Annotated in this window: 21 protein-coding genes; 16 read left to right on the plus strand and 5 right to left on the minus strand. The window is 74.7% G+C overall.

Annotated features, from left to right (window positions below; translation table 11 throughout):
- Positions 1-62: 62 nt before the first annotated feature.
- Positions 63-1,583 carry an amino acid adenylation domain-containing protein gene (locus tag C229_RS0125225; RefSeq protein ID WP_018657900.1) on the minus strand — a complete coding sequence of 507 codons (1,521 nt, stop codon included), beginning with the start codon at positions 1,581-1,583 and terminating at the stop codon, positions 63-65.
- Positions 1,584-1,878: 295 nt separating this feature from the next.
- On the opposite strand from C229_RS0125225, the gene sbnA reads away from it, so the two are divergent.
- From sbnA to C229_RS0125240, 3 genes are read left to right on the plus strand one after another with little or no spacing between them, the layout of a single operon-like run.
- On the plus strand, positions 1,879-2,868 hold the full coding sequence (gene sbnA / locus C229_RS31830; RefSeq protein WP_033424769.1) for a 2,3-diaminopropionate biosynthesis protein SbnA: 990 nt from the start codon (positions 1,879-1,881) through the stop codon (positions 2,866-2,868).
- 32 nt (positions 2,869-2,900) lie between these two features.
- A complete protein-coding gene (gene sbnB, locus C229_RS0125235; RefSeq protein WP_018657902.1) occupies positions 2,901-3,926 on the plus strand; it encodes a 2,3-diaminopropionate biosynthesis protein SbnB in 1,026 nt (341 codons plus the stop codon).
- A gap of 36 nt (positions 3,927-3,962) precedes the next feature.
- Positions 3,963-4,196, plus strand: a complete 234-nt coding sequence (locus C229_RS0125240; RefSeq protein WP_018657903.1) for a hypothetical protein — start codon at positions 3,963-3,965, stop codon at positions 4,194-4,196.
- Between the two features lie 4 nt (positions 4,197-4,200).
- Here the strand turns inward: C229_RS0125240 and C229_RS0125245 are convergent, their stop codons facing one another.
- Positions 4,201-4,785 carry a Uma2 family endonuclease gene (locus C229_RS0125245; RefSeq protein ID WP_018657904.1) on the minus strand — a complete coding sequence of 195 codons (585 nt, stop codon included), beginning with the start codon at positions 4,783-4,785 and terminating at the stop codon, positions 4,201-4,203.
- 153 nt (positions 4,786-4,938) lie between these two features.
- On the opposite strand from C229_RS0125245, the gene C229_RS0125250 reads away from it, so the two are divergent.
- Positions 4,939-5,928 carry an ADP-ribosylglycohydrolase family protein gene (locus C229_RS0125250; RefSeq protein WP_026314152.1) on the plus strand — a complete coding sequence of 330 codons (990 nt, stop codon included), beginning with the start codon at positions 4,939-4,941 and terminating at the stop codon, positions 5,926-5,928.
- Between the two features lie 27 nt (positions 5,929-5,955).
- Here C229_RS0125250 and C229_RS0125255 read toward each other — a convergent pair whose 3' ends face one another.
- Complete coding sequence (locus C229_RS0125255; protein WP_018657906.1) at positions 5,956-6,417, minus strand: TIGR03668 family PPOX class F420-dependent oxidoreductase; 462 nt, start codon at positions 6,415-6,417, stop codon at positions 5,956-5,958.
- Positions 6,418-6,573: 156 nt separating this feature from the next.
- Here C229_RS0125255 and C229_RS0125260 point away from each other — a divergent pair, with 156 nt between their 5' ends.
- Both C229_RS0125260 and C229_RS0125265 read left to right on the plus strand, forming a co-directional pair.
- Complete coding sequence (locus C229_RS0125260; RefSeq protein ID WP_018657907.1) at positions 6,574-7,218, plus strand: hypothetical protein; 645 nt, start codon at positions 6,574-6,576, stop codon at positions 7,216-7,218.
- A 146-nt stretch (positions 7,219-7,364) separates the two neighbouring features.
- Positions 7,365-8,282 (plus strand): carbohydrate kinase family protein, encoded by a 918-nt coding sequence (locus tag C229_RS0125265; protein WP_018657908.1) that lies wholly within the window; start codon positions 7,365-7,367, stop codon positions 8,280-8,282.
- A gap of 118 nt (positions 8,283-8,400) precedes the next feature.
- Here the strand turns inward: C229_RS0125265 and C229_RS0125270 are convergent, their stop codons facing one another.
- On the minus strand, positions 8,401-9,033 hold the full coding sequence (locus C229_RS0125270) for an ACT domain-containing protein (RefSeq protein WP_240487391.1): 633 nt from the start codon (positions 9,031-9,033) through the stop codon (positions 8,401-8,403).
- A 191-nt stretch (positions 9,034-9,224) separates the two neighbouring features.
- On the opposite strand from C229_RS0125270, the gene grpE reads away from it, so the two are divergent.
- The 8 genes from grpE to C229_RS31835 all read left to right on the plus strand — a co-directional run bounded on the left by grpE (position 9,225) and on the right by C229_RS31835 (position 21,559).
- The gene (gene grpE / locus C229_RS0125275) at positions 9,225-9,800 is read left to right on the plus strand and encodes a nucleotide exchange factor GrpE (protein WP_018657910.1); all 576 of its coding nucleotides are present in this window, start codon (positions 9,225-9,227) and stop codon (positions 9,798-9,800) included.
- A gap of 8 nt (positions 9,801-9,808) precedes the next feature.
- On the plus strand, positions 9,809-11,392 hold the full coding sequence (locus tag C229_RS0125280) for an Hsp70 family protein (RefSeq protein WP_018657911.1): 1,584 nt from the start codon (positions 9,809-9,811) through the stop codon (positions 11,390-11,392).
- 149 nt (positions 11,393-11,541) lie between these two features.
- A complete protein-coding gene (locus C229_RS0125285; RefSeq protein ID WP_026314153.1) occupies positions 11,542-14,118 on the plus strand; it encodes a SaeA-related protein in 2,577 nt (858 codons plus the stop codon).
- A 22-nt stretch (positions 14,119-14,140) separates the two neighbouring features.
- Positions 14,141-15,343: a TRAFAC clade GTPase domain-containing protein gene (locus C229_RS0125290; RefSeq protein ID WP_018657912.1), complete on the plus strand. Its 1,203-nt coding sequence runs from the start codon at positions 14,141-14,143 to the stop codon at positions 15,341-15,343.
- Entirely contained in the window at positions 15,343-17,799 is a 2,457-nt protein-coding gene (locus C229_RS0125295; RefSeq protein ID WP_018657913.1) for a GAP1-N2 domain-containing protein, read from the plus strand. Before C229_RS0125290 ends, C229_RS0125295 begins: the two co-directional genes overlap by 1 nt.
- A gap of 1 nt (position 17,800) precedes the next feature.
- A complete protein-coding gene (locus C229_RS0125300) occupies positions 17,801-19,510 on the plus strand; it encodes a TRAFAC clade GTPase domain-containing protein (protein WP_018657914.1) in 1,710 nt (569 codons plus the stop codon).
- A 126-nt stretch (positions 19,511-19,636) separates the two neighbouring features.
- A complete protein-coding gene (locus C229_RS0125305) occupies positions 19,637-20,245 on the plus strand; it encodes a malonic semialdehyde reductase (protein WP_018657915.1) in 609 nt (202 codons plus the stop codon).
- Between the two features lie 33 nt (positions 20,246-20,278).
- Positions 20,279-21,559, plus strand: a complete 1,281-nt coding sequence (locus C229_RS31835; protein WP_018657916.1) for a multidrug effflux MFS transporter — start codon at positions 20,279-20,281, stop codon at positions 21,557-21,559.
- Here C229_RS31835 and C229_RS33860 read toward each other — a convergent pair.
- Positions 21,456-22,049 (minus strand): TetR/AcrR family transcriptional regulator, encoded by a 594-nt coding sequence (locus tag C229_RS33860; protein ID WP_240487392.1) that lies wholly within the window; start codon positions 22,047-22,049, stop codon positions 21,456-21,458. The two genes, C229_RS31835 and C229_RS33860, sit on opposite strands and share 104 nt — an antisense overlap.
- Positions 22,050-22,147: 98 nt before the next feature.
- Here C229_RS33860 and C229_RS0125325 point away from each other — a divergent pair, with 98 nt between their 5' ends.
- Together C229_RS0125325 and C229_RS31840 are read left to right on the plus strand one after the other, a co-directional pair.
- The gene (locus C229_RS0125325) at positions 22,148-23,131 is read left to right on the plus strand and encodes a phosphotriesterase family protein (RefSeq protein WP_026314154.1); all 984 of its coding nucleotides are present in this window, start codon (positions 22,148-22,150) and stop codon (positions 23,129-23,131) included.
- 121 nt (positions 23,132-23,252) lie between these two features.
- The gene (locus C229_RS31840; protein ID WP_018657920.1) at positions 23,253-24,386 is read left to right on the plus strand and encodes a S1C family serine protease; all 1,134 of its coding nucleotides are present in this window, start codon (positions 23,253-23,255) and stop codon (positions 24,384-24,386) included.
- The last annotated feature ends 19 nt before the right edge of the window (positions 24,387-24,405 follow it).

Raw genomic sequence — 24,405 nt, forward strand, 5'->3', positions numbered from 1 at the left:
CCGTCCCCGGTCAGCGCGGTCACGCTCGGTGATCATGTTCGCGGGCGCGCGCGTCGGGCGTGTTACCGGCCGCCCGCCGGGAACTCGTGCACCACCACGGCCGCCGCGCCGACGTCCGGATGCCGCTGGAGCACGGCCTCGATCTCGCCCAGCTCCAGCCGCACCCCGTTGATCTTCACCTGGCGGTCCACGCGGCCCAGGTACTGCAACGTCGGACGCGCGTCGCCGCCCGCACCCGGCCGCAGCAACTGCACCGCGTCGCCCGTCCGGTACAGGCGGCCGGTCGGGGTGCCGGCGAACGGGTCGCGGTAGAACGCGTCCCGGGTGCGCTCGTGGTTGCCCAGGTAGCCCCGGCCCACGCAGACGCCGCCGACGAACAGCTCCCCGGTCTCCTCCAGGTCGCAGGCGTGCCAGGCGCCGTCGTCGTCCTCGCGCAGCACGTAGAGCTGCGCGTTCACGATGGGGACGCCGATCGGGAGCCGCAGCAGCGACAGGTCCCCGAGCGTGACGGTGTGGTGGGTGACGTCGTCGGAGCACTCGGTCGGGCCGTAGGCGTTGAGCAGCCGCGCGTGCGGCATCGTCGTCAGCCAGCGGCGGGACAGCTCGGCGGGCAGCTCCTCGCCGGTGGCGATCATCCAGCGCAGGGCGCCCAGCGAGCCCGGCGCGGCGTCGGCCAGGTCGTCCAGCAGGTGCCGGACCATCGTCGGGACCAGCTCCACGATCGTGATGCCGTGGTCGTCCACCAGCCGCGCGAACGCCACCGGGTCGTGCCCGACGTCGTCACCGACGATCTCCACCCGGCCGCCGAGCACCAGCGGGCAGAGCATCTGCCAGACCGAGATGTCGAAGCCGAGCGGCGCCGTCTGCGCGAGCACGTCCGCGCCGGTCATGTCCAGATCCACGATCTTCGCGTAGAGGTGGTTGATCATGCCCTGGTGCTCGACGACCGCGCCCTTCGGCTTGCCCGTCGAACCCGACGTGAACAGCACGTAGCGGGGCTGGTCCAGCGACTCCAGCCGGGCGTGCCCCGCCCACGGCGCGCAGTCGGCCGCCAGGTCGGCGCGGACGATCGGGACGCCCGCCTCGGCGGCGCCCGCCACCAGCGCGGACGCCGGTTCGCCCGCGTCCACGGTGAGCAGCAGCGCCGCGCCCGCCTGCGCCAGCACGTCGCGGACGCGCGCGGCGGGCCACGTCTCGTCGGCCGGGACGTAGAGGGCGCCGAGCAGTTCCAGCGCCAGGAACGCCGCCACGACCACGGCGGACCGCTCCCCGCCGACGCCCACGACGTCGCCGGGCCGCACGCCCTGCGCCTCGAACAGCGTGGCGAGCTTGCGGGCCTCGACGGCCAGGTCGGCGTAGCTGAGCGTGCGGCGCGCGTCCACCACGGCGACCGGGTCGCCGGCGGCGGCGAAGCGTTCCACGCGGGTGATCACGGCGTCGGCCAGGTCGATCTCGCGCTCGGCCGTCATGCCGTGCCGCGCGGCCAGCTCCCGGGCCCGGGCCGCCTCACCCGGAGCGACCGTCAGCGCGGGCAGCGCGGATCGGTCCAGCAGCCGTTCCGCGACGCGTCCGCCAGCATTCATCTTGACTCTCCGTGAGGTCGACCTTCTCCACCGTCATCACCGAATGAGCAGTGTATGACCGGCTGGGATAGCTTATGTCCAGCCGAGACCGCAGGCTTGCCGAATCAACCTCTTTGCCACCTACTGACGGGTAAGTAGGGGGTTGCGACAGGTCAGGGCCGCAGGTACGGTGATGCTTCGCCTCGTCCGTCCCGGAATCAGCGGCGAACTCGGGGAAGATGGGGGAAGTCCAGAAAATAAATGGAACTCCACTTCCACCACATCCCTCCATTGTTCAGCGTTCAAGGGTGGCAGCGTGCCCATCATCACCTCGCCGCAGGAATTCAATGTCGATGACCTTTATGTGGACTTGCGTCCGCTTCTCGACGTCCCCCTCTTCCTCAAATGCGAGGGCTTCAACTTCGCCGGCTCGGTGAAGCTCAAGGCGGCGGCGGCCATGGTCGCCGCGGCCGAACGCGACGGCGTCCTCACGCCGTCCTCGACGATCGTGGAGTCGTCGTCGGGCAACCTCGGCATCGCGCTCAGCATCATCGCCGCCTCCAAGGGCTACCGGTTCGTCTGCGTCACCGACCCGCGCTGCAACCCCGCGTCCAAGCGGCTCATGCGCGCGCTCGGCGCCGAGGTCCGCGTCATCTCCCACCAGGACGGCAACGGCGGGTTCCTGGAGAGCCGCATCCGGTACGTCGAGGAACTGTGCGCCGCCGGCGACGACCACGTCTGGCTCAACCAGTACGCCAACCGCAACAACTGGCTCGCGCACTACACCGGCACCGCCCCGGCCATCGACCGGCAGTTCCCCGACCTGGAGATCCTCTTCGTCGGCGCGGGCACCACCGGGACGCTGATGGGCTGCGCCCGCTACTTCCGCGAGCACTGCAGGCCCGTCACGATCGTCGCGATCGACGCCGTCGGCTCGGTGACGTTCGGCGGCATCCCCGAACGCCGCATGGTCCCCGGCCTGGGCACCAGCACCCGGCCCGCGCTCGTCGACGAGTCGCTGGTGGACGACGTCGTGCACGTCCCCGAGACCGACACGATCCGGACCGTGCACGCGCTGTCGTCGCGCGGGTTCCTGTTCGGCGGCTCGACCGGCACCGTCGTCTCCGGCGCCGCCCGCTGGCTGGCCGCCAAGTACCCCGGCGAGCAGCCCGTCGCCGTCGCCATCGCCCCCGACCTCGGTGAACGCTATCTCGACTCGATCTACGAGGAGAGCTGGCTGCGGGAGAACTTCGGCGACCTCACGCCGGAACTGCGGCTCCCCGGCGCCGATATCCTCGGCGTCTGATCAACACCACCCGTTCTCTGGAGAAACCGGATATGACGCAGTCCCCCTCCTTCGCCGTGATCTCGGGTGCCCAGGTGCACGAGGCCGTCACCGGGCGCGAGGCCCAGGTCACCGACATGATCGAGGCGGCGTACCGGCTGCACGGCGAAGGCGCGACCGTCAACCCCGACTCCTACTTCCTGCGGTTCCCCGACGAGCCCGCCAACCGGATCATCGCGCTGCCCGCGTCCGTGCAGGGCGACGTGGACGTGCACGGCATCAAGTGGATCTCCAGCTTCCCCGGGAACGTCGCCAACGGCATCCCCCGGGCGTCGGCCGTCCTGATCCTCAACGACACCGCGACCGGCTACCCGTTCGCGTGCCTGGAGTCGTCGATCATCAGCGCGGCGCGGACCGCCGCGTCCGCCGCGCTGGCCGCCGCCCGCCTCGCCGACGCGCGCGGCGAGCGGCCCCGCCGCGTCGGGTTCTTCGGCGTCGGGCTGATCGCCCGCTACCTCCACACCTACCTGGCGGGCAACGGGTTCGACTTCGACGAACTGCACGTGCACGACCTGTCGCGCGAGCACGCCGAGGGGTTCCGGGGCTACCTGGAGCGCACCGAGAAGGGCACGGTCACGATCCACGACACGGCCGAGGGCCTGGTCCGCTCGTCGGACCTCATCGTCTTCGCGACCGTCGCGGGCGAGCCGCACGTGACCGACCCGGCCTGGTTCGCGCACAACCCGCTCGTGCTGCACGTGTCGCTGCGCGACCTGTCGCCGGAGATCATCCTGGCGTCGTACAACATCGTCGACGACGTCGAGCACTGCATGAAGGCGAACACCTCACCGCACCTGGCCGAGCAGCGGGTCGGGCACCGCGACTTCGTCGCCGGGACGCTGTACGACGTGCTCGTCGGGACGACGGTGCCGCCCGCCGACCGTCCGGTGGTGTTCTCGCCGTTCGGGCTGGGCGTCCTGGACCTGGCGGTGGCCCGCTACGTGTACGACCGGGTGACCGAGTCGGGCGACCTGACGGAGATCCCGGGCTTCTTCCACGAGATGAAGCGGTACGGCTGACGCTTAGAGTGACGTCGTCGCGGGCAGGCGTCCTGCATGACGGATGAACGCGGCGACGTCCCGTCCCTGTCGGACGTCCAGCTCCAGGTCTACGAAGCGGTCGCCACCATCGACGCGTCGGGCGGCGCCGCCGACATCGAGACCCTCACCCACCGGCTCGCCCTCCCCGAAGAAGACCTCTGGGCCGCCCTGAGCCATCTGGTCGACGCCGACCACGTCCACTCCACCCCCGACGGCTACGTTCTCGGCCCCCACGACCGGTCCGCCTGACGCGTCAGTCGAACTCGGACGTGTCCAGCGCGAACCCGAAGGGGTCGGGCAGGTCCATCTGCTTGCCGAAGGGCTCCCTAGCAATGCGCGTGTAGTCGCCCCCCTCCGGGGAGGAGAACAGAACGGTGAAGCGCTCGTCCCTGTCCACCAGGAGGTAGAGCGGGATCGCCCCCGCCGCGTACGCGCGGCGCTTCTTGTCACGGTCGTGCTGGGCGTGGGAGGACGTGACCTCCACGACCAGTTCCACGCCGCGCGACGGCATCCACGCTTCCGCGCCGAGGAACAGGCGCAGTTGCCGGGGGGCGAAGACTCCGTCGGGGATCACGCGGTAGGGCTTGCCGTCCGCACCGCGCAGGCTGAGGCCCTTGTTCCCGGAACCGTCCATCTCGGCACTCGAATGCCGGTAGATCTGCCGGAAGATGGTGGACAGGTAGTCCTCATGATCGCCCAAGGGGGGTGGGGACACGACGATCTCTCCATCGATCAGCTCGGCCCGGAAGCCTTCCGGGGTGTCCAGCGCGAGGAAGCCATCGAGGAGGACGTCCTGCTCCTCATGCGTGTGCGGTTGCCCATGAGCCATGACGGTCATGCCCTGCTCCTCTCCTCGTCGCGACGAGCCTAGACGCAGAGCGCCACCTTCCGTGTGCGAATCGTGAGATCGAGTGAGATCGTCACCAGCCTACGCCGCAGCGTGACCGCCCGCCAGGAGCGGGCCGGTCCGGATGGTTGGCATACTGCGTCCATGCGGGCAAGCGGTTCCATGTTCGGGCTGGCGTACGGCGACGCGCTCGGGGCTCCGACCGAGTTCCTGCCGGTCGCGGAGATCACGAGCCGGTTCGGGGCACTCGGCCCGGACGGGCCGTCGGGGACGCCGTGGCGCGTCACCGACGACACGCAGATGGGTCTGGCGGTCGCCGAGGGGCTGGTCGAGGTGGTCGGCGACGTCTCGCCCGAGCGGCTGGCGCCGGTGTGGACGCGGCGGTTCGTGCAGTGGGCGCACAGCCCCGACAACGACCGCGCGCCGGGCATGACGTGCCTGCGCGCGTGCGGCGGCCTGGCCGAGGGCGTCCCGTGGGTGGAGGCGACGCAGGCCGGGTCGAAGGGCTGCGGCGCGAACATGCGCGTGACGCCGGTCGGCCTGGTGCCCGGACTGCCGGACGACGTCCGCGCGGGCGCGGCACAGCTCCAGGCCGCGCTGACCCACGGCCACCCGACGGGCCTGGCCGCGAGCGAGCTGACGGCCTTCGCGGTGTGGTGGCTGGCGGACGGCCTGGCCCCGTCAGCGCTGCCCGCCGCGCTCCGCGACCACGCCCGGGCGCAGCGCACGACGTACCACGGCGACTGGCTCGGCGCGCTCTGGCAGCGGCCCGGCACTTCCTCCCCGGAGGAGTTCATCGCGCGCGGGTGGGACGAGTGCCTGACGGCCCTGGACCGTCTCGACGCCGCCCTGCGCTCCCCCGACCGCGACGCCGACCCGTGCCTGGCCACCGGCGAGGGCTGGATCGCCGAGGAGGCCCTGGCGACGTCCCTCCTGTGCTTCCTCCTCTTCCCGGACGACCCGGTCGCCGCCCTCCGCCGCGGCGCCGTCACCTCCGGCGACTCCGACTCGATCGCCTGCCTGGCGGGCGCCTACGCCGGCGCCCACCACGGCATGCCCGCCTGGCCCGCCCACTGGCGCACCACCATCGAATACGCCGACCGCCTCACCCACGTCTCCACCACCTGGGACTGAACCGACCGTGAATGTCGGTGCCGGACGCTAGCTTCCCGGCACGGACTCCGACGCGCCCGAGGGGGTGTTCGGGGTGGCCGTCCAGCCTGTCCAGGAGTCGATGGTGATGGCGATGACGGGGCCTTCGGGTGGGTGGGCGCGGTACTGGGGGTAGCGGGCGGTCAGTAAGGCGGTGGGTTCCGTGCGGGACGCGGGGTCGGTGAGGACGCGGGCGTGGCCGTCCACGCGGACCCACCAGAGGCGGGTCCAGTCGTCGTCGTAGTGGTCGGCCAGGAGGGTGACGCGGGGGTCGGCGCGGACGTTGGCCAGACGGCGCAGGTCGCGGGTGGACTTCGGCTTGTGGTCCACGGCCGTGTAGAGCGTGCCGCGATGGACGGCGAACGTCACCGGGACGAGATGGGGACGCCCGTCCTCCCCGACGGTCGCCAGGCGCACGACCGGCACGGACGCCAGCAGCTCCCGCGCCTCCGATGCCGCGATCTTGGGCATACCGCCATGATTCCCGCCACCGCGACGTGCCACGCACGGACCCGTTAGCCGGTTTCGATGATCTTGTAAAGCGACCCTGCGCGCGTAAGTGCTCCATTTCTGGAGCGATCCCGCTGATCTAGCGTCGTGCCGTCGCTGATCATGGAAGGACCTCCCATGCCTCGTCTCACCGGCCGTCTGCTCGCCGCCGCCGCCGTCCCGGCGCTCGCTCTCTCCCTCGCCGCCCCCGCCCAGGCCGCCACCCTCACCTGGACCATCACCAACCCCGACGCGACCAAGGACCTCCTCGCCTGGTCCGGTCCGAACGTCCTGAAGAACAAGGCGGGGAAGACGGTCTTCACCTGCGACAAGACGGCCATCCTCGCCAAGCCCGGCGCCTCCCGCACGCTCGCGCCGGGCGCCGCCTACCAGGCCGCCGTCCACGGCGGAAGCTTCTCGGCGGGCTGCAAGGCGCCCGACGGGGTCGCCTGGGGTTCGGGGACGCTCAGCGGCAACTACCACCTCTGGCTCCGGGCCACGGCCTATGACGCGGCGGCCGACGCCGCCGACTTCACGTGGACCGGCCAGACCGGCCAGGTCCTCGTCTACGGCAAGCCCGGATGCACGTTCTTCCTCGGGGACGTGAAGTTCCGCTACAGCAACGTCGCCTCCACCTTCACCTCCACGACCGGCAAGGTCACGTTCGCCTCCAACTCGCCCGCCACCAACTGCGCCGGGCTGCTGACCCACGGCGAGACAGTCACCTTCACCGGCACCTACACGGCCAACCTCGCCTACAAGTTCCGCGCCGCCACGAGCTGACGCGCACGGACCGGGCGCCCGGCGGGAACCGCCGGGCGTCCGCCCGTCCGAGGGCGGACCGGTTTCCGCGCCATTTGAAGGTCCCTCATGTTCATGATCTCCGAGCGCGTACGCTGAGCGGATTCGCGACCGTTGGGGAGAGTGGCATGACCGTCGTCACGCTGGGCGCGCACATCGTGGACGTCCTGGCCCGTCCGGTGGACGCGCTGCCCGCCGGGCACGACACCGTCGTCGTCGAGCAGGTGCGGCTGGCGGCGGCCGGGTCGGCGGCGGGGACCGCCGTGGCGCTGGCGCGGCTGGGCAACGACGTGGTGTCGGTCGGCGCGATCGGCGACGACGACCTCGGCGACCTGCTCACCCGCATGATGTCCCGCGAGGGCGTGGACGTGAGCGGCCTGGTGCGCCGCACCGCCGACCAGACCAGCGCGTCCATCCTGCCGATCCGCTCGGACGGCGGACGCCCCGTCCTGCACGCCCCCGGCGCGAACCGCACGCTGACGTCCGGCGCGGTCGACCCGGGCCTGCTCGTCGCCGCCGACGCCGTGCACGTCGGCGGTCCCGACGTGGTGGAGGGCCTGTCCGATCCGGCGTTCTTCCACACACTGGACACGGCGCGGGCCTCCGGCACGATCGTCACGATGGACGTGCTGTCGGAGGCGCCGGACCTGCTGGAGGCGGCGTCGGCGTTCCTCCCGCACGTGGACTACTTCCTGCCGAACGAGCAGCAGGCGCTGGCGATGACGGGCGCGTCCGACCCGGTCACCGCCGCCCGGCGGCTGCGCGACCGGGGCCCCCGGGCCGTCGTCGTGACGCTCGGCGAGCACGGCAGCCTGCTCGTCGGCCCCGACGGCGTCGACCGCCTGCCCGCACACAAGGTGGACGTCGTGGACACCACCGGCTGCGGCGACGCCTACTGCGCGGGCTTCATCACCGGGCTGCTGCACGGCCTGGCCGTCCGCGACGCCGCCCAGTGGGGCACCGCCGCCGCGGCGCTCGTCGCCGCCGACCTCGGCTCGGGCACCGGCCTGGCGACGCTGGGCGCCCTCAAGGCCCTGCTGCCCTGACCCCCGGCACGGTGGAACCCCCGGGTGCGACCGCGCCGCCGCACCCGAGGGTTCCGTCAATCTAGACGCGGGCCGCGCGGCGTTGGTTTCCGCGCGGTGAACATTTCCGGCGCCGGTCTCACCCGCCCGCTTCGGCGTGGCGGAGCGCGTCCGCCGCGAAGACGGCCTCGGCCGCGCCGACGAGCTGTTCCAGCCGCCCGATCTCGGTGCGGTGGAACGGCGGGGCGCCGGCGCGGGCGACGAGCAGCGCGTACCCGTCCGGCATCGGGACGAGCGCGTACTGCGTGCCGTCCCCGGCGGTGATCGCGCGGGCGCGGACGGGTTCGAGGTCGGGCAGGTCCAGGCTCCGGTCGGCGCCGAGGCTGAGGTGGATGACGCGCGTGCCGTCCGGGACGGTCTCGACGAGCGCGGCCCAGTCGGCGCTGACCAGCGCGGGCACCGCGTCGGCGAGCGTGATCGGGCCGCGTCCGGGGTCGGCGGCGAGCTGGCCGACCAGCTCGACGTCGGGGAACGCGCCGGGCGGCTCGGCGGTCGGCCAGATGCCGACGATCTCGACGCCGGCGACGGCGGCGAGCCCGTCGCAGAGCCGGTCGATGCCCGCTCCGGCGGGCCACTGGACGGTGAAGTCGTCCAGTGCCCGTCCGCTGTCGCGCTCCAGCACGGCCATCTGCACCACGTCCGCCCCGGCGGCTCCGAGGACCTTCGCGACCTGTCCCAGCGAACCGGGCCGGTCCGGGAGCCGTACGCGCACGCGCAGCAACATCGTCACCTCCAGTCACCGCGTCGGCGACGCGGCGTTGCGACCACCCTCGGCCACCTGCGTTTCCGTCGTGTTACCGAACCATGACACCGGCGCGAAACCGCGTTCGCGCAACGCGCGACTTTGCGCGTCCTTGCCGGTTCTCTACCCCTGCGCGGCCCTGGGCGTTAGGGTTACTGCACGTGTCGAGCGAGCCGGAACCCCCTGTCAGCGCGGACCCGGGCGACGCGCCCGTGCCCGGGACGGCGTCGGCGCAGGTCGTCGCGGCACTCGCCGCGCTCGGCGCCCGCCTCGACCGCGAGCATGAGCGGGCCGCGCACCGGGAGGCCGTCATCGACCGGCTGCACGAGGAGAACCAGCGGCTGCGCCGCGGCGAGCTGGAATCCGCGCTCGCGCCGCTGCGCGCGGCCCTGTACCGGTTGCACGACCACGCCCGCCGCGAGGCCCGCCGCTTCGCCGAGCCCGACCCGCCGGACGCCGGGTACGCCGCCCCGCTGCTCGCCGCGCTCGCCGACGACGTCGCCGACGCGCTGGCCCGGTCGGGCGTGGAGCGGTTCACGGTGGCGGCGGGCGCCCCCTACGACGTGACGCGCCACCGTCCGGTGGCCGTGGAGACCGTGACGGACCCGGAGCTGGCGGAGACCGTCCGGGGTGTCTTGTCCGATGGTTTTGAGCAGAACGGCCGGATCGTCCGCAAAGCGGAGGTCCGCGTCGGTAAGCTCCCCGCTCCGGTCGCCGACCGCGGGACCGACAGGTGAAGAGGGATATGGCTGTCTACGGGATCGACCTGGGAACCACCTACTCCTGCATCGCCGCCATCGACGACGTCGGGCGTCCCGCGGTGCTGCGGAACCTGGAGGGGACGGACACCACGCCGTCCGTCGTGTACTTCGAGAGCGGCGACAACGTCGTGGTCGGCGCGACCGCCAAGGACACCGCCGTCCTGGAGCCCGACAACGTGGTCAGCCTCATCAAGCGCGACATGGGCCGGGACATCAGCCGCACCATCCACGGGATCGACTTCAAGCCCGAGGAGCTGTCGGCGTTCATCCTGCTCAAGCTCGCGACCGACGCCCGCACCAGCGCGGGCGAGGAGGCGCGCGACGTCGTCATCACCGTGCCCGCCTACTTCGGCGCCGCCGAGCGCGACGCCACGCACAAGGCGGGCCGCATCGCGGGCCTGAACGTCATCGACATCGTGTCCGAGCCGATCGCGGCGGCGATCACCTACGGCGTGCTGAACCCCGACGCCGACCGCACGATCCTCGTCTACGACCTCGGCGGCGGCACGTTCGACACCACCGTCATCGCGCTGCGCGGCGGGCACATCGAGGTCGTGTGCACCGACGGCGACCACGAGCTGGGCGGCGCCGACTGGGACGCCCGGCTCGTCGAGTACCTCGCCGAGCGGTTCCTGGCCGAGCACCCCGAGGCGGCCGACCCGCTGGACGACAAGCAGACCGAGCAGCAGCTCCGCCGCGACGCCGAGGACGCCAAGAAGGCGCTGACGACCCGCACGACGCACACCGTCCGCGTCATGCACGACGGACGCGTCGCGGCGGTGGAGGTGACGCGGGAGAAGCTGGAGGACCTCACCCGCGACCTGCTCGACCGCACGATCGAGATCACCGGCCGGACGCTGGCCACCGCCGCCGAGAAGGGCGTGCACGACTACGACGACCTGGTGCTGGTCGGCGGCTCCACCAAGATGCCGGTGGTGACGTCGCGGCTGGAGATCGAGCTGGGGCTGCGTCCCCGCCTCCAGGACCCGGACCTCGCCGTGGCCAAGGGCGCCGCGCTGTACGCGTTCGAGGAGACCTACCGGCGGCTGGTGCGCGAGGGCGACACCGAGGCCGCGTCGCAGATGGCGAACCGGGCGGGCCTGTCGGCCGAGCAGCAGCGGCACATCGCGGGGCGCCGCATCCGGACGGTCGCCTCGCACGCGTTCGGCATCGTCGTGGTCGACCGGGACACCGGCGCGGAGAGCGTCGCGCACCTGGTGCACGCCAACGACGAGCTGCCCGCCGCGCGCAGCGAGGACTTCTTCACCGTCTACGACGACCAGGACTCCGCCGACGTCCGCGTCATGGAGCAGGCGGGCAGCGTCGAGTCGCCCGAGCTGATCGACAACTCCGAGATCGCCTCCGGCGACATCCGCATCCCGCAGGGCAAGCAGGCGGGCTGGCCGATCGAGGTCACGTTCGCGCTCGACTCCTCGGGCCTGCTCAACGTCACCGCCGTCGAGAAGGAGACCGCCGCCCGCCTCGACCTCAAGATCGACGTCGGCGGCATGACGGAGGCCGAGGTCGAGCGCTCCCGCACGGCCCTCTCCCGCGTCCAGGTGAGCTGACGCCCGATGCCTCCCGCCCGCTGCGCGAACCACTGTTCGGGGCCGCGTGGCGGCTGGACCGAGGAGCGCGGGTCGCGAAGCGGCGCGCGCGACGAGGGAAGCCGCCACGTTACTGAGGCCACGGACCCGCCTCGCCGGAGGCGAGGCCGTTGAACGCCGACGACGAGTACCGGCGGGACGTGCTGGAGCCCGCGCGGGCGGCGGGCGACCAGCCGCCCGGCGACCTGCGGGTGCGGTACCGGCTGGCCGAGCCGCTGGACGCGGCGGCGGTGACGGCGGCCGTCAAGGAGGTGCGGCAGGTCTGGCGGCGGGCGCGCGGGCAGCTCAAGTACCGGCGGCTCGTGGACCGGCTGGAGGCCGAGCACCGGGAGCTGGCCGGGGTGTTCACCGCCGCCGAGCGCGGCGACCTGCGGCCGCTCGCCGAGCGGCTGCGCGGCGGGCGGGAGCGCGACGAGCGGCGGCGCGGGCAGGCGCGGGCGCGGCTGGTGGACGCCGCCGGGCTGCTCAGGGCCGTCACCCCCGGCGAGATCGACGGCATCGCGCGGGCCGCCGGGATCGCCGCCGCCGAGCTGACCGACCTCGCCCGGCAGGACCGCATCGAGATCCGCGCCCCCGACCGGCTGCCCGGCGCGGCCCCCTACGCGGCCTATCCGAAGGTGCGCGAGTCGCTCGACGTCCTCGGCAAGCGGCACCTGGCCGACTTCGTGTTCGGCGACCGGCTCACCGGCCCGCTGCGCGTCCTGGACGACGTCACCGCCCCCGGCGTGACGCTCGGCGCCGACGCCGTCGAGGCCACCGCCGCCGAGTGGGCGCGGCGCAGCCGCGACACCAGCACCACGCACGCCGCGACGGTCCTGGCGTGCCTGCGCTCGGACGCGCCGCTCCCCGACCTCCTCCGGTACGACGTCGTGGACCGCGTCCGGGAGCGGGCGCGGCAGCGCGCGTCCGAGCGGGGGCTGCTGCGGTTCGTCCAGGAGGAACTGCGGATCGACCAGCACGACGCGTACCGGCTCGTGTTCGCGGTGCTGCGCGAGTCGGCGCCCGGCGGCGGCTCGGCCGGGCGGCTGCGCGCCCTGCTGGACGCGGGCGACGTGCACGCCGCCGCCGAACTCGCCGCCGCCGCGTGGGACGCCGAGGAACCGCCCGAGGACGTCGCGGTGCTCGCCGCCGAGGCCCGGCAGCGCGTGACGACGGCCCGCGCGCTGCGCGACGAGGCCGCCCGCGAGAGCGACCCCGACCGCGCGTGGCGGCTGCTGGCCGACGCGCTGCGGCTCGTCCGCGACCTGCCCGGCGCCGCCGAGCACCAGCGGCGGCTGGCGCCCGCGCCGGTCCCGGCGCTGCGCGCCGACGCCGACAGCGGCCCCGGCGGGGTGACGCTCACGTGGGAGCCGTCGCCGTCCACGGCCGGGGAGATCACGTACGCGGTCGTGCGGCGGCAGGGCCGCCCGCCCCGCGGACCGGCCGACGGGAAGGTGCTGCCGGGCGGCCATGACGACCGGCCGCCGATCAACGTGCCGCTGTTCTACGCCGTCGTCGCGCAGCGCGGCGACGCGGCCGCTCCCCCGGCCGTCGCCGGGCCGGTCGTGGTCCGGCCCGAGCCGCGCGACGTGACGCTGACCGCCGGGGACGGCACGGTCGCGGGGCGCTGGCGGATACCGCGCGAGGCCGCCCGGGTGCTGGTCGAACGCGACGGGGTGCCGATTCCGGCGACCCGGGACTGGTTCCGCGACGCCGTCCCGAACGAGACGACCCGGCACTACCGCATCGCCGCCGTCTACCTCGGCGAGGACGGCGGCGAGACCGTCACCCGGGGCGTCACGGTCTCCGCGACGCCGACCGCGCCGCCGCAGCCCGTCTACGAGATCGACGCGGCCGCCGACCCGGCCGACCCGGGGCTGCTGCGCGTCCGGTTCGCGCCGCCGCAGCACGGCACCGTCGAGTTCGTGCTGACCGAGAGCCCGCCGCCGTGGCCGCGCAGCGCGCAGGTGCCCGCCGAGGAGGTGTGGCGGGAGGCGCGGCGGCTGCCGTCCCGGCCGTCGCCCGGCGGCGTCGCGGTGCGGCCGGGCGGCGGCGGCTGGGTCGTCGCGGTGAGCGTCGCGGGCGCGACGGCCGCGATCGGCGCCCACCACCGGTACGTGAACCTGCCGCCGCCCCGCCGGCTGGTCGCCGACCGGCGCGGCGGCCAGGTGCATCTGGGGTTCGACTGGCCGGACGGGGTGCCGGAGGTCGTCGTCGGCTACCGGATCGGCGCCGGGCGGGCCGTCGAGCGCAGCGTCACCCGCGCCTACTACGACACCCAGGGCGGGCTGCGGCTCGCCGTGCCGCCCGAGGAGCCGGTGGAGGTGACGGTCGCGGCGGCGGGCGCGTCGGGCGGCGCGCGGGTCCTCGGCCCGGCGGCGGCGACGCGGATTCCGTCCCGGACCGTCGTCGCCTACGACCTGGAGCGCGGCGGCCCGCCGTGGAACCGGACGCTGACGATCCACCTCACCGCCGCGCGGCCCGTCACGCTGGCGCGGCTGGCGCTGGTGCTGCGCACCGGCAAGGTGCAGCCGTACTCGGCCGGGGACGGCGAGACCGTCGGCGCCTGGCACGACGTGGCCGCGCCCGGGGCGGTGACGCTGCCGCTGCCCAAGGCGACGGGGCCGTACTGGCTGCGTTGCTTCGCCGAAGATGATGTCATCGAACTCGGCGATCCCCCCGTCCGCAGTCTCCGGTCCGGCCGGTAGCGGCGCCGGTCTAGGAGGAAGCGTGCCCCTCGCGCCGTCCCGGCGGTCGATCACCTGCCCGTACTGCTTCGCGGCGCTGTCCCCGCGCCGCGTGCCGTTCCGCTGCCGTGGGCAGGCGGGGCGCCGTCCCGGCTGCGCGCCGGTGCTGGACGAGCGTCTGGCCGCCTACACGGGCTCGTCGGCGGGGGCGTCGCTGCCGCCGGTGTTCGCGGCGCCGGGCCGGGGCGGCCGGGCGGACTGCCCCGGCTGCGGGCAGGCGACGGGCAGCCGCGTCTGTCCCGAGTGCCACAATCCGCTGCCCGCCGGGTACTGCGACGCGCCGGGCCGGATCGTCGCGCTCGTCGGCGCGAAGAACGCGGGCAAGAGCACCTACATCGCCGTGCTGCTGCACGAGCTGATGAACCGCGTCGGGACCGAGCTGGACGCCTCGCTGGTCGCCTGCGACGACCGGACGATCGAACGCTACAAGCGCGACTTCGCGCGCCCGCTGCTGGAGGAGAAGCGGCTGCTGCCGACGACGGCCAGCGCCGTCACCTCGCCGCGCGAGCCGCTCGTCTACCTGCTGACCCGCACGCGCCGCACCCGGTTCGCGCGGGAGAGCACGGCGTCGCTGGCGCTGGTGCTGTTCGACACCGCCGGGGAGGACCTGCGCAGCCGCGAGGTGCGCGACCTGCACCTGCGGTACCTGGAGGCGGCCGACGCGATCGTGTTCCTGGTCGATCCGCTGGAGCTGCCGGGCGCGCAGGCGTCGGTGGCGGTGCTGGCGGGCGACCGGCCCGGGTCCGACCCCGACAGCGAGCCGATCAACGTGATCGCGCGGGTGACCGAGGCGCTGCGGTCGCGGCACGACGTCAAGCCGGGCGACCGCCTGGACGTGCCGGTCGCGGTCGCGCTCACCAAGATCGACGTGCTGGCGCCGGAGCTGGCGCGGCAGTCGGCGCTGCACCGGCCGCGTCCGGGCGCGGGCGTCCTCGACCTGGACGACCGCGACGCCGTGCACGAGCAGGTGCGGTCGCTGCTGCACACCTGGCAGGCCGGGCAGCTCGACACCTACCTCGGGCAGCAGTACGCCGACTACGGCCTGTTCGGGCTGTCGGCGCTGGGCGGCGTCCCGCAGGACGGGCGGGTCGGGGCGGGCGGCGTCCGGCCGTACCGCGCCGAGGACCCGCTGCTGTGGCTGCTGCACCGGTTCGGGATGCTCGACGGCGTCCGCCGGGGGACGTGATGGCCTGGCAACTGCACTACACGTCGGCGCGGCAGGGCCCGACCGGCCGGGCGGGCTTCCAGTTCACGGCCGAGACGCCGGGGCTGCCGGAGGGGTTGCGGGCGGCGGTGGCGCCGTTCCTGGCGTACCGGCCGCCGCCGGAGGCGCCGCTGTCGCCCGGCCCGGACGAGCTGGCGGCGTTCCCGGTGGCGCTGCTGTACGACCGGGTCGCGGGCCGGGTGCTGCTGCTGCGGTCGCGGTACCTCGGGCAGGACTACTCGGGGCGGTACGGGAACTTCTTCGCGCACGCGGTGGTCGCGGAGCGCGACGAGCTGGAGGGGCTGCGCCCGGCCGAGCTGTGGGACGCGCCGGTGTGGGCGCCGGAACCGGCCGGGGTGCCCGACCTGCCGGAGCTGGCCGAGCTGACGCCCGGGACGGCGCTCGCGCCGGACGTCCTGGCCGACTGGCTCGCCGCGCAGGACCATCCGGACGTGCTGCCCACGCTGCTGGACTCGGTCGTCGCGGTGCTGGACCGGGGCCACGGCCGCATCGTCCTGGTGGACGCCGACAGCGCCGCGCTCGCCCGCTGGATCGCCGTCGTCGCCTACTCCCTGCCGCCCGCGACCGCCGCGCACCTGACGTTCCTCACCTACACCGCCGACCCGGACGGCTCCACGCAGCGTCTCGTCGGCACCACCCCGGGCGTCTGGAGCGCGGCGCAGTACCTCGGCGACGCCGTCTACGTACCGGCGCGGGGCCTGCCGCCGGGCGGCCCGCCGAGCCGCTACGCCCGCGCCGCCGCCGACTGCTGGCGCACCTCGGACTTCGCGACGCTCGACACCCTCGCCGAACTCGCCGCGCTCGCCGCCCCGGCCGACGACGCCCCGCCCGGCGCGGACGCCCTCGCCCGCGCGGCGGCCCTGCTGGCGCTGTGCCGGGGCGAGTCCGGGGTGTCGCCGGAGGAGGAGCGCGCGGCGGCGTCCCTGCTGCGCGGCGACGGCACGCTCCCCGAGTGGGTGTGGCGCGACCTGGTCCCCGGCGTCCCGTCGATGGGCCTGGACCTGGCCGTCGCCGTCCACGACCAGGCCCGCGCCGCGGGCGCCGCCGACGTCGCGGGGCAGTGCGCGCTGCGCGCCGCCGTCGTCGCCCTCGCCGAACCCGCGCTCCGTCCCCGTCTCCCCCGCCGTGTCCTTCCGGACGCCCTGCTCCTCGACCTGACGACGGCGGCCCGCGACGCCCTCGCCCGTGCCCGCACGCTGACCGACATCGCGGAGATCACGGGCATCGCCGCGTCGTCCGGCGCCCCGCCCCGACCCGCCGACGTCACCGACGCCGCCCGCGCCCTCACTCGCTCCGGCCACGCAGTGGACGAGCACGCCCGCGCGGACCCGGCGGCCGATCGAGCCGGCGCGCCGGACTCGACCCGCCCGGGGGCACGGGACGACCACAGCGGCGCAGCCGGGCACGGGGGCCTGCGCTTGGCGGAGGCCGTCGAGCGGTGTCCCGGGGAACTGCGCGACGCCCTGGTGGACGGGGTCGTCGCGGGGCTGGAGGCGACCGACGACGGCACCCGCGCGGCGGCGCTCGACGCGCGGGCCGCCGCGCTGCTGCACGCGGTGCTGCGGGAGCGGCCCGCGCGGTTCGACGCCGCGCCCGGCACGGCGGTGGCCGTGCTGGCGGCCGTGGCGGGGCGGCGGCCGGATCGCCGGGTCGCGCTGACCGGCGAACTGCTCCGGGTGCGCGTGAGCGCCGAGGAGCTGGCGCCCGTCCTGGAGCGGGTGTGGGCGGCCGAGCCGACCCCGGCCGAGTGCCTGGACCTGCTCACCGGGCCGCCGGGCCATCCGGTGCTCGCGGCGCTGCCCTCGCGGGCGTTCGCCGCCGCGCTCGACCTGACCTCGCCGGACGTCCTGCGCCTCGCGGCCCGCGTGCTGGCCGTGCGGCCGGACGGCCCCGCCGCCCGCGACGCCCACGCCGTCCGCGCCTGCGCCACCGCCGCGACCGCCGACGACCCCGGCACCGCCGCACAGGCCCTCACCACTCTGACGAACCCCGCCCACGACGGCTCTGAGCGGTTCCCCGGCACTGAGGCCGATGGTGCCGACCGGGGTCGCGGCTCGGGCGCCGGGGCGGGTGTGGTCGCCGCCGCCTTCGGGGTCGTCGCGGAGCGGGCGGAGCGGCGGACGCCCGGCTACCGGGCGGCGCTGCTCGCGGCGCTCCCGGCGGACGCCCGGGACCGGCTCGCCGCCGCCTGGATGCGGCGGCTCGCGGGCCGGGGGAACGCCGAGCGGCGCGGGGAACTGGTCGAGGTCGTGCTGCGGCTGCGGGCCTCCGGCGGACGCGCGCCCGGCCTGGAGGACTGGGCACGGGACACCGCCGCCGGGTGGCTCCGCGGGCGGCGCTTGGACGCGCGCTTCGCCGGAGACCCGGCGCTGCGGGCCGCGCTGCGGGCGCTCGTCGCCGAGGGACGGGGGCGCTGACGTGCATCCGCTGCTGATCCTGCTGCTGTTCGTGATCTGGCTCGCCGCGATGTGGATCGGGTTCGTGTTCGTGTTCCCGGTGCTGTTCCCCGTCGCGCTCGTCGTCGCCGGGTTCGCCGCGCTCGGACTCGCCTACCTGTACGCCTACCGGGCGCTGACCCCGGCGACGCGCACGGGCATGTCGCCGGTGCCCGCGCCCGACCTGGCCTACCGGCACTACCTGCTCGGCCAGGTCTGGCGGGACGGCTGGGCCATCGCGCGCGCCGCCGGGCCGCGCGTGTGGACGCTCGCCCGCGACGTCGTGCTGCGGCTGACGCGGACGCTGCTCGGCGGCCTGTGGGGCCTGTTCCTGTTCCCCGTCTGGTTCGCGCTCGTCGCGGGCGTCGCGCTGGCCGCCGTCCCCGCCGCCGCGCTCGGCGTCGCGCTGACCGCGCTGTACGGGCTCGTCGCGGCGGCCGGGCTGGCCGTGTGGCTGGTGTGCGCGGCGGTGCTGGCCGTCGTGGAGCGCGTCTTCACCGTCTCCAACCGGATCTTGCAGACCTGCCCGCATCCGTTCTGCTACGAGCGGATCGGGCTGCCGGTGTACGCGTGCCCCGGCTGCGGCGCCCGGCACGCCCGGCTCGTCCCCGGCCCGGCGGGCGCGTTCCGGCACGTGTGCCGGTGCGGGACGCGGCTGCCGACGACCGTCCTGCTCGGCCGCTTCCGCCTCGCCGCCTACTGCCCGCACTGCGACGGACGGCTCCCGCCCCGCATCGGCCGCGTCCGCGTCGAGCCGCTGCCGTTCGTCGGCGGACCGGCCGCCGGGAAGACGACGTTCATGATGCTCGGCATCCGCGCCCTGCACGCCCGCGCCCGCGCGCAGCGCGGCACCCTCGCGTTCGTGGAGGCGCGGCACGCGCAGGCGTACGCGGCGGCCGTCCGCGCGTTCCGCAGCGGCGGCCGGGCCGCCAAGACCGGCCCCGAGCTGCCGCTGGCGACGATGCTGGACGTCGAGCTGCCCGGCCGCGCCCGCCGCATCCTGTACCTGTTCGACCCGGCGGGCGAGCACTTCAGCGGCGCCACCGAGGTGGAGTCGCTGCGCTACCTCGACCACGGCGAGACGCTGCTGTTCGTCGTGGACCCGTTCGCGCTGCCGCACGTGGCGCGTTCGCTCAGCGACGCCGAACGGGACCTGCTCGCGGACGCGGCGGCGTCCGGCGAGGACCCGGCCGACACGCTCCAGCGGGTGCTGAACGAGCTGCGGTCGCGGCCCGACCGGGGCCGGCAGAAGCGGGTCGCGGTCGTCGTCACCAAGACCGACCTGCTGGTGGCGACCGAGATCGGCCGCGATCTCACCGGCGACGCCGACCTGCGCGGCTGGCTCGGCTCGGTCGGCCTCGGCAACACCGTCCGCGCCCTGGACCAGCTCGCCGCCGAGGTCCGCTACTTCGGCTCGGGCCTGGCCACGCCGCCGGGCGAGGTCGCCGACCTGCTCGGCTGGGTCTGCGGGCTGTCGGCGCACCAGCAGCCGTCGTCGCCGCCCGACCCGGGCGAGGAGATCCCCGGCACGGCGCCGCTGCGCACGCCGTGGCCCGTGCGCGGCCGGGACGCGGCGCTCGTCCCGGCGGGCTACCAGGTCGGGCGCTGGACGGTCCTGGTCGGCGTCTCGGTGCTGACGGCCGCCGCCGCGACCGTCTCGGCGTTCGCGGTCTCCGCCCGGCTCCCGTTCTGACGGCGGCGTTTTCGGACGCCCGGCCGAGTGGTTCGGGGTGTGACGGAACCCACTGTCTGACGTGGCAGATAACTCGGTGTGCGCCGGTTGTACCGCGGTGAACCGTCCCCGCACCGAGAGGCCGAGATGACCGTCACGACCACCGCCGACGTGCTCGCCCTGGACGCCGCCGCGCAGGACCTGCTGTTCCGCGAGGCCCGCACCGCCAACGCCTTCACCGACGAGCCCGTCACCGACGACCAGCTCGCCGCGATCTACGACCTGGTGAAGTGGGCGCCGTCGGCGATGAACTCGCAGCCGCTGCGCATCGTCGCCGTGCGGTCCCCCGAGGCCCGGGAACGGCTCGTCGCCCAGATGAGCGAGGGCAACCGGCGCAAGACGGCCGGCGCGCCGCTCACGCTGATCGCGGTCGCGGACGAGGACTTCCACGAGCACCTGCCCCGCACGTTCCCGCACAGCGCGGGCGCCCGGGAGCGGATGGCGGCCAACCCCGGCCGCCCGGCGATGGCCCGGTTCAACGCGAGCATCCAGCTCGGCTACCTCATCCTCGGCATCCGCGCCGCCGGGCTCGCCGCCGGGCCGATGGCGGGCTACGACGCCGAGGGCGTCAAGCGCGAGTTCCTCGCCCCGAACGAGCAGGTCGTCGCCGTCGTGAACGTCGGCCGCCCCGGTCCGGACGCCTGGTTCGACCGGCTCCCCCGGCTGGAGTACGACGAGGCCGTCCGCGAGATCTGATCGCCGCCCGCACCACCCCGGCAGGAGCCGTACATGCCCGCCCTCTCCCCCCGGCGCCGCGTCGCGCTGATCGTCGTCCTCGGCGCGCTGACGGCGACGGCGCCGCTCGCGCTGGACATGTACCTGCCCGCGCTGCCGCACATGGCGGGCGACCTGTCCACCACCGCGCTCCGGGTCCAGCTCACGCTGACCGCGTGCGTGGCGGGGCTCGCGCTCGGGCAGGTCGTCGCGGGCCCGCTGAGCGACCGGTGGGGACGCCGCCGCCCGCTGCTCGCGGGCCTCGCCGCCTACGCGCTCGCCTCGCTGCTGTGCGCGTTCGCGCCGACCGTCGAGGTGCTCGTCGGGCTGCGGTTCGTGCAGGGCGCCGCCGGGGCGGCCGGGATCGTCATCGCGCGCGCCGTCGTCCGCGACCTGTACTCCGGGACGGACGCCGCCCGGTTCTTCGGCACGCTCATGCTCGTCAACGGGCTCGCGCCGATCCTCGCGCCCGTCGTCGGCGGGCAGCTCCTGCGGTTCGCGCCCTGGCCGGGCGTGTTCGCCGTGCTGGCCGGGCTCGGGCTGCTGCTGCTCGTCGCGTCGCTGTTCGGGCTGCCCGAGACGCTGCCGCCGGGCGAGCGCGCCACCGGCGGCGTCACCGCGACCCTGCGCACCTTCGCCGGACTGTGCGCCGACCGCGCGTTCGCCGGGTACACGCTCGCGCTCGCGCTGTCGTTCGCCGCGATGTTCACCTACATCTCCGGCAGCCCGTTCGTCCTCCAGGAGATTTACGGGCTGTCACCGCAGGCGTTCAGCGCCGCGTTCGCCGTGAACGCCGTCGGCATCGTGGCCGCCGGGCAGCTCAGCCGGGCGCTGGCGGGCCGGGTGCGGCTCGGGCCGCTGCTCGGGACGGGTCTCGGCGTCGTCGCGGCGGGCGCCGCCGGGCTCGTCGCGGCCGTCCTGGCCGGGGCCGGGGCGACCTGGGTGCTGGCCGCGCTGTTCCTCGTCGTGGCCGGGCAGGGGCTCATCCTGCCGAACGCGACCGCGCTCGCCCTCGCCGACCGCCCGCCGCACGTCGCGGGCAGCGCCTCGGCGCTCATGGGCCTCGCGCAGTTCGCCATCGGCGGCGCCGCCGCGCCGCTGGCGGGTCTGGGCGGGGCGGGCACCGCGCTGCCGATGGCGGTGACGATCGCCGCCGCGACCGGGGCCGCCGCCGTCGCGGCGGGCGTCGCCGTCAGCGCGGGGTCAGTGCGGCCAGGACGAAACCGGCGACCTCGCCGGCCAGCTCCGCCGCCGGTTTCGGACCGTCGGCCCGGTACCACGACGTCATCTGATTGACCATGGCCAGCGCGACGATCGTGACCGTCTCGGCCGGGGTGCCGTCCGCGAACGCGCCGTCGCGCTGGCCCGCCTCGACCAGCGCGCGGAACGTCACGTGGTAGCGGCGGCGGTCGGCGCGGACGGCGTGCATCCGGGCGTCGTCGAGCCGGTGCATCTCGCGGCCGAACACCTTGGCCTCGTCGATGTGCTCGGCGGTGCTGAGGATCAGCCCGGTCAGCACCGCGCGGACGCTCTCGCGCGGCGGCAGCCCGGCGGCGACGACCCGGTCGAGGTCGGCGAGCTGGCGGGTGATCAGCCGGTGGTAGATCTCGTAGAGCAGCGCGTCCTTGGAGTCGAAATAGTGGTAGAGCGCACCCTTGGTGACGTGGGCGTCGGTGCAGATCGACTGGACGGACGCGCCGTCGAAGCCGCGCGCGGCGAACTGCCGCACGGCGGCGTCCAGGATGCGCCGCCGCACCGGCGGCACGCCGGTCTCCGTCGCGGACACGCGTTCTCCTCCCGGATGCGTTGACGCGGGACTCCCGCCCGTCTACTTTGCCACATACCGACCGGTCGGTACGGAAGCGCGGCAGCAGGAGGCAGGGCATGGCCACAGTGGAGACCGTCCGGGGCGCCGTCGCGCTCGACGCGCTCGGACGCACGCTCATGCACGAGCACGTCTTCATCCTCGACACCGAGCACGTGCAGAACCAGGGCGCGGGCGCCTGGTGGGACGAGGAGGCCCGCGTCACCGACGCCGTCGCCAAGCTCCGGGAGCTGGCCGGACGCGGCGTCACCACGATCGCGGACCCGACCGTGTGGGGGCTCGGCCGGTACCTGCCGCGCGTGCAGCGGATCAACGAGCAGGTCCCCGAGCTGAACATCATCGTCGCCACCGGTGTCTACACCTACAACGACCTGCCGTTCCAGTTCCACCACCGCGGCCCCGGCACGCTGCTCGGCGGCCCCGACCCGATGGTGGACGACTTCGTCCGCGACCTCACCGAGGGCATCGCCGGGACGGGCGTGCGGGCGGCGTTCCTCAAGTGCGCCGTCGACGCGCCCGGCCTGACGCCGGGCGTGGAGCGCGTCCTGCGGGCCGTGGCCGGGGCGCACCGGGTGACGGGAGCGCCCGTCACCGTCCACACCGACAGCGCCGGGTCGCAGACGGGCCGGGTCGTGCTGGAGGTGCTGACGGCCGAGGGCGTCGACCTGTCCAAGGTCGTCGTCGCGCACGCCGGGGACAGCAACGACCTGGACTACCTGATGGAGCTGGCCGACTCCGGGGTGATCCTCGGTATGGACCGGTTCGGGCTGGACGTCATCAACCCGACGAACGAGCGGGTCGCGACCGTCGCGGCGCTGTGTGAGCGCGGTTACGCCGATCGGATGGTGCTGAGCCACGACACGTCCTGCTACATCGACTGGTTCGGGCCCGATCCCGAGCTGCTGCGGAGCCTGGCGCCGAACTGGATCTACACCCACATCAGCGACGACGTGCTGCCGGCGCTGGCCGCCGCGGGTGTCACCACGGGCCAGATCGAGCAGATGCTCACCACCAACCCCGCCCGTTATTTCGCCACCGGCTGAGTCACCAGGGTTCGCCTCTTTCCCTGGGGGGATACCGGATCATCCACGCACCATGGATCATTCTCCCTATGGGCGGTCCCCACCGGGGGGACGGACCCCCGCGACCCGAGGAGGCACGCCGGTGTACGAGAGCCCCGGGCGGCAGGGTTCGACGGGCGGCGTGACGATCCTGGTCCTCGCGGTGCTGCTCACGGCGGCGGCCGTCCTGCTGGGGCGTCCGCTGCTCGCGCAGTACTCCGGCGACGGCGGCGAGGCCGCCGCCCCGGCCCCGGCGCCCACCAGCACGCGCGCCGGGCAGAAGCCGAGCGGCCGCAAGCCCGGCGTCGTCAACATCGAGACCGAGCAGGGACTGCGGAGCCTGCGGTCGGCGGGCACCGGCATCGTGCTGTCCGCGAGCGGGCTCGTGCTGACCAACAACCACGTCATCTCGGGCGCGACGTCCATCACCGGGACCGTCACCGACACCAGCCGCACCTACACCGCGCAGGTCCTCGGCTACGACCACGGCGGCGACCTGGCGCTGCTGAAGCTCGACGGCGCCGTTGATCTCAAGCCCGCCAAGTTCGGTGACTCGGGCCAGGTGTTCGTCGGCGACCCGGTGACGGCCGTGGGGAACGCGGGCGGCAAGGGCGGCACGCCGTCCGTCGTGACGGGCGCGGTGACGGCGCTGGAACAGACGATCACCGCGCGGAACCAGACCGACGGCGGCTCCGAGCGGCTGACCGGGCTGATCGAGACGTCGGCGCCGATCCGGCCGGGCGACTCGGGCGGTCCGCTGCTCAACACCGACGGCGAGGTCGTCGGCATCAACACCGCCGCGTCGGCCGGGCCCGAGCCCGAGCCGGACGCGCAGTCGGCGGGCGCGCCGACGCCCACGGCGACGACCGAGCACCGGGGCTACGCGATCCCGGCGGCGCGGGCACTGGAGGTGGCCCGGCAGATCCAGCGGCGCGAGCCGTCGGCGACGGTCCACATCGGCCGCACCGCGCTGCTGGGCGTCCAGGTGCGCAGCAACGGGACGGCGTTCGGCGCGCTGGTCGACACGGTCGTACCGGACACCCCGGCGGCCGACGCGGGGCTGCGGACCGGCATGGTCATCGTGGCGCTCGGCGGCCAGCCCGTGGACACCCCGGGGCGTCTGACCGCGCTGATGCTCAACCAGCACCCGGGCGACGTCGTCCGGCTGGAGTGGACGACGCGGGACGGCCGCCGCCACGCCGCCGACGTGCGGCTGGTCGAGGGCCCGCCGCAGTAGCCGGGCGTTCGTGCGACAG

The sequence above is a fragment of the Actinomadura flavalba DSM 45200 genome, assembly GCF_000374305.1.
Lineage (GTDB): Bacteria > Actinomycetota > Actinomycetes > Streptosporangiales > Streptosporangiaceae > Spirillospora > Spirillospora flavalba.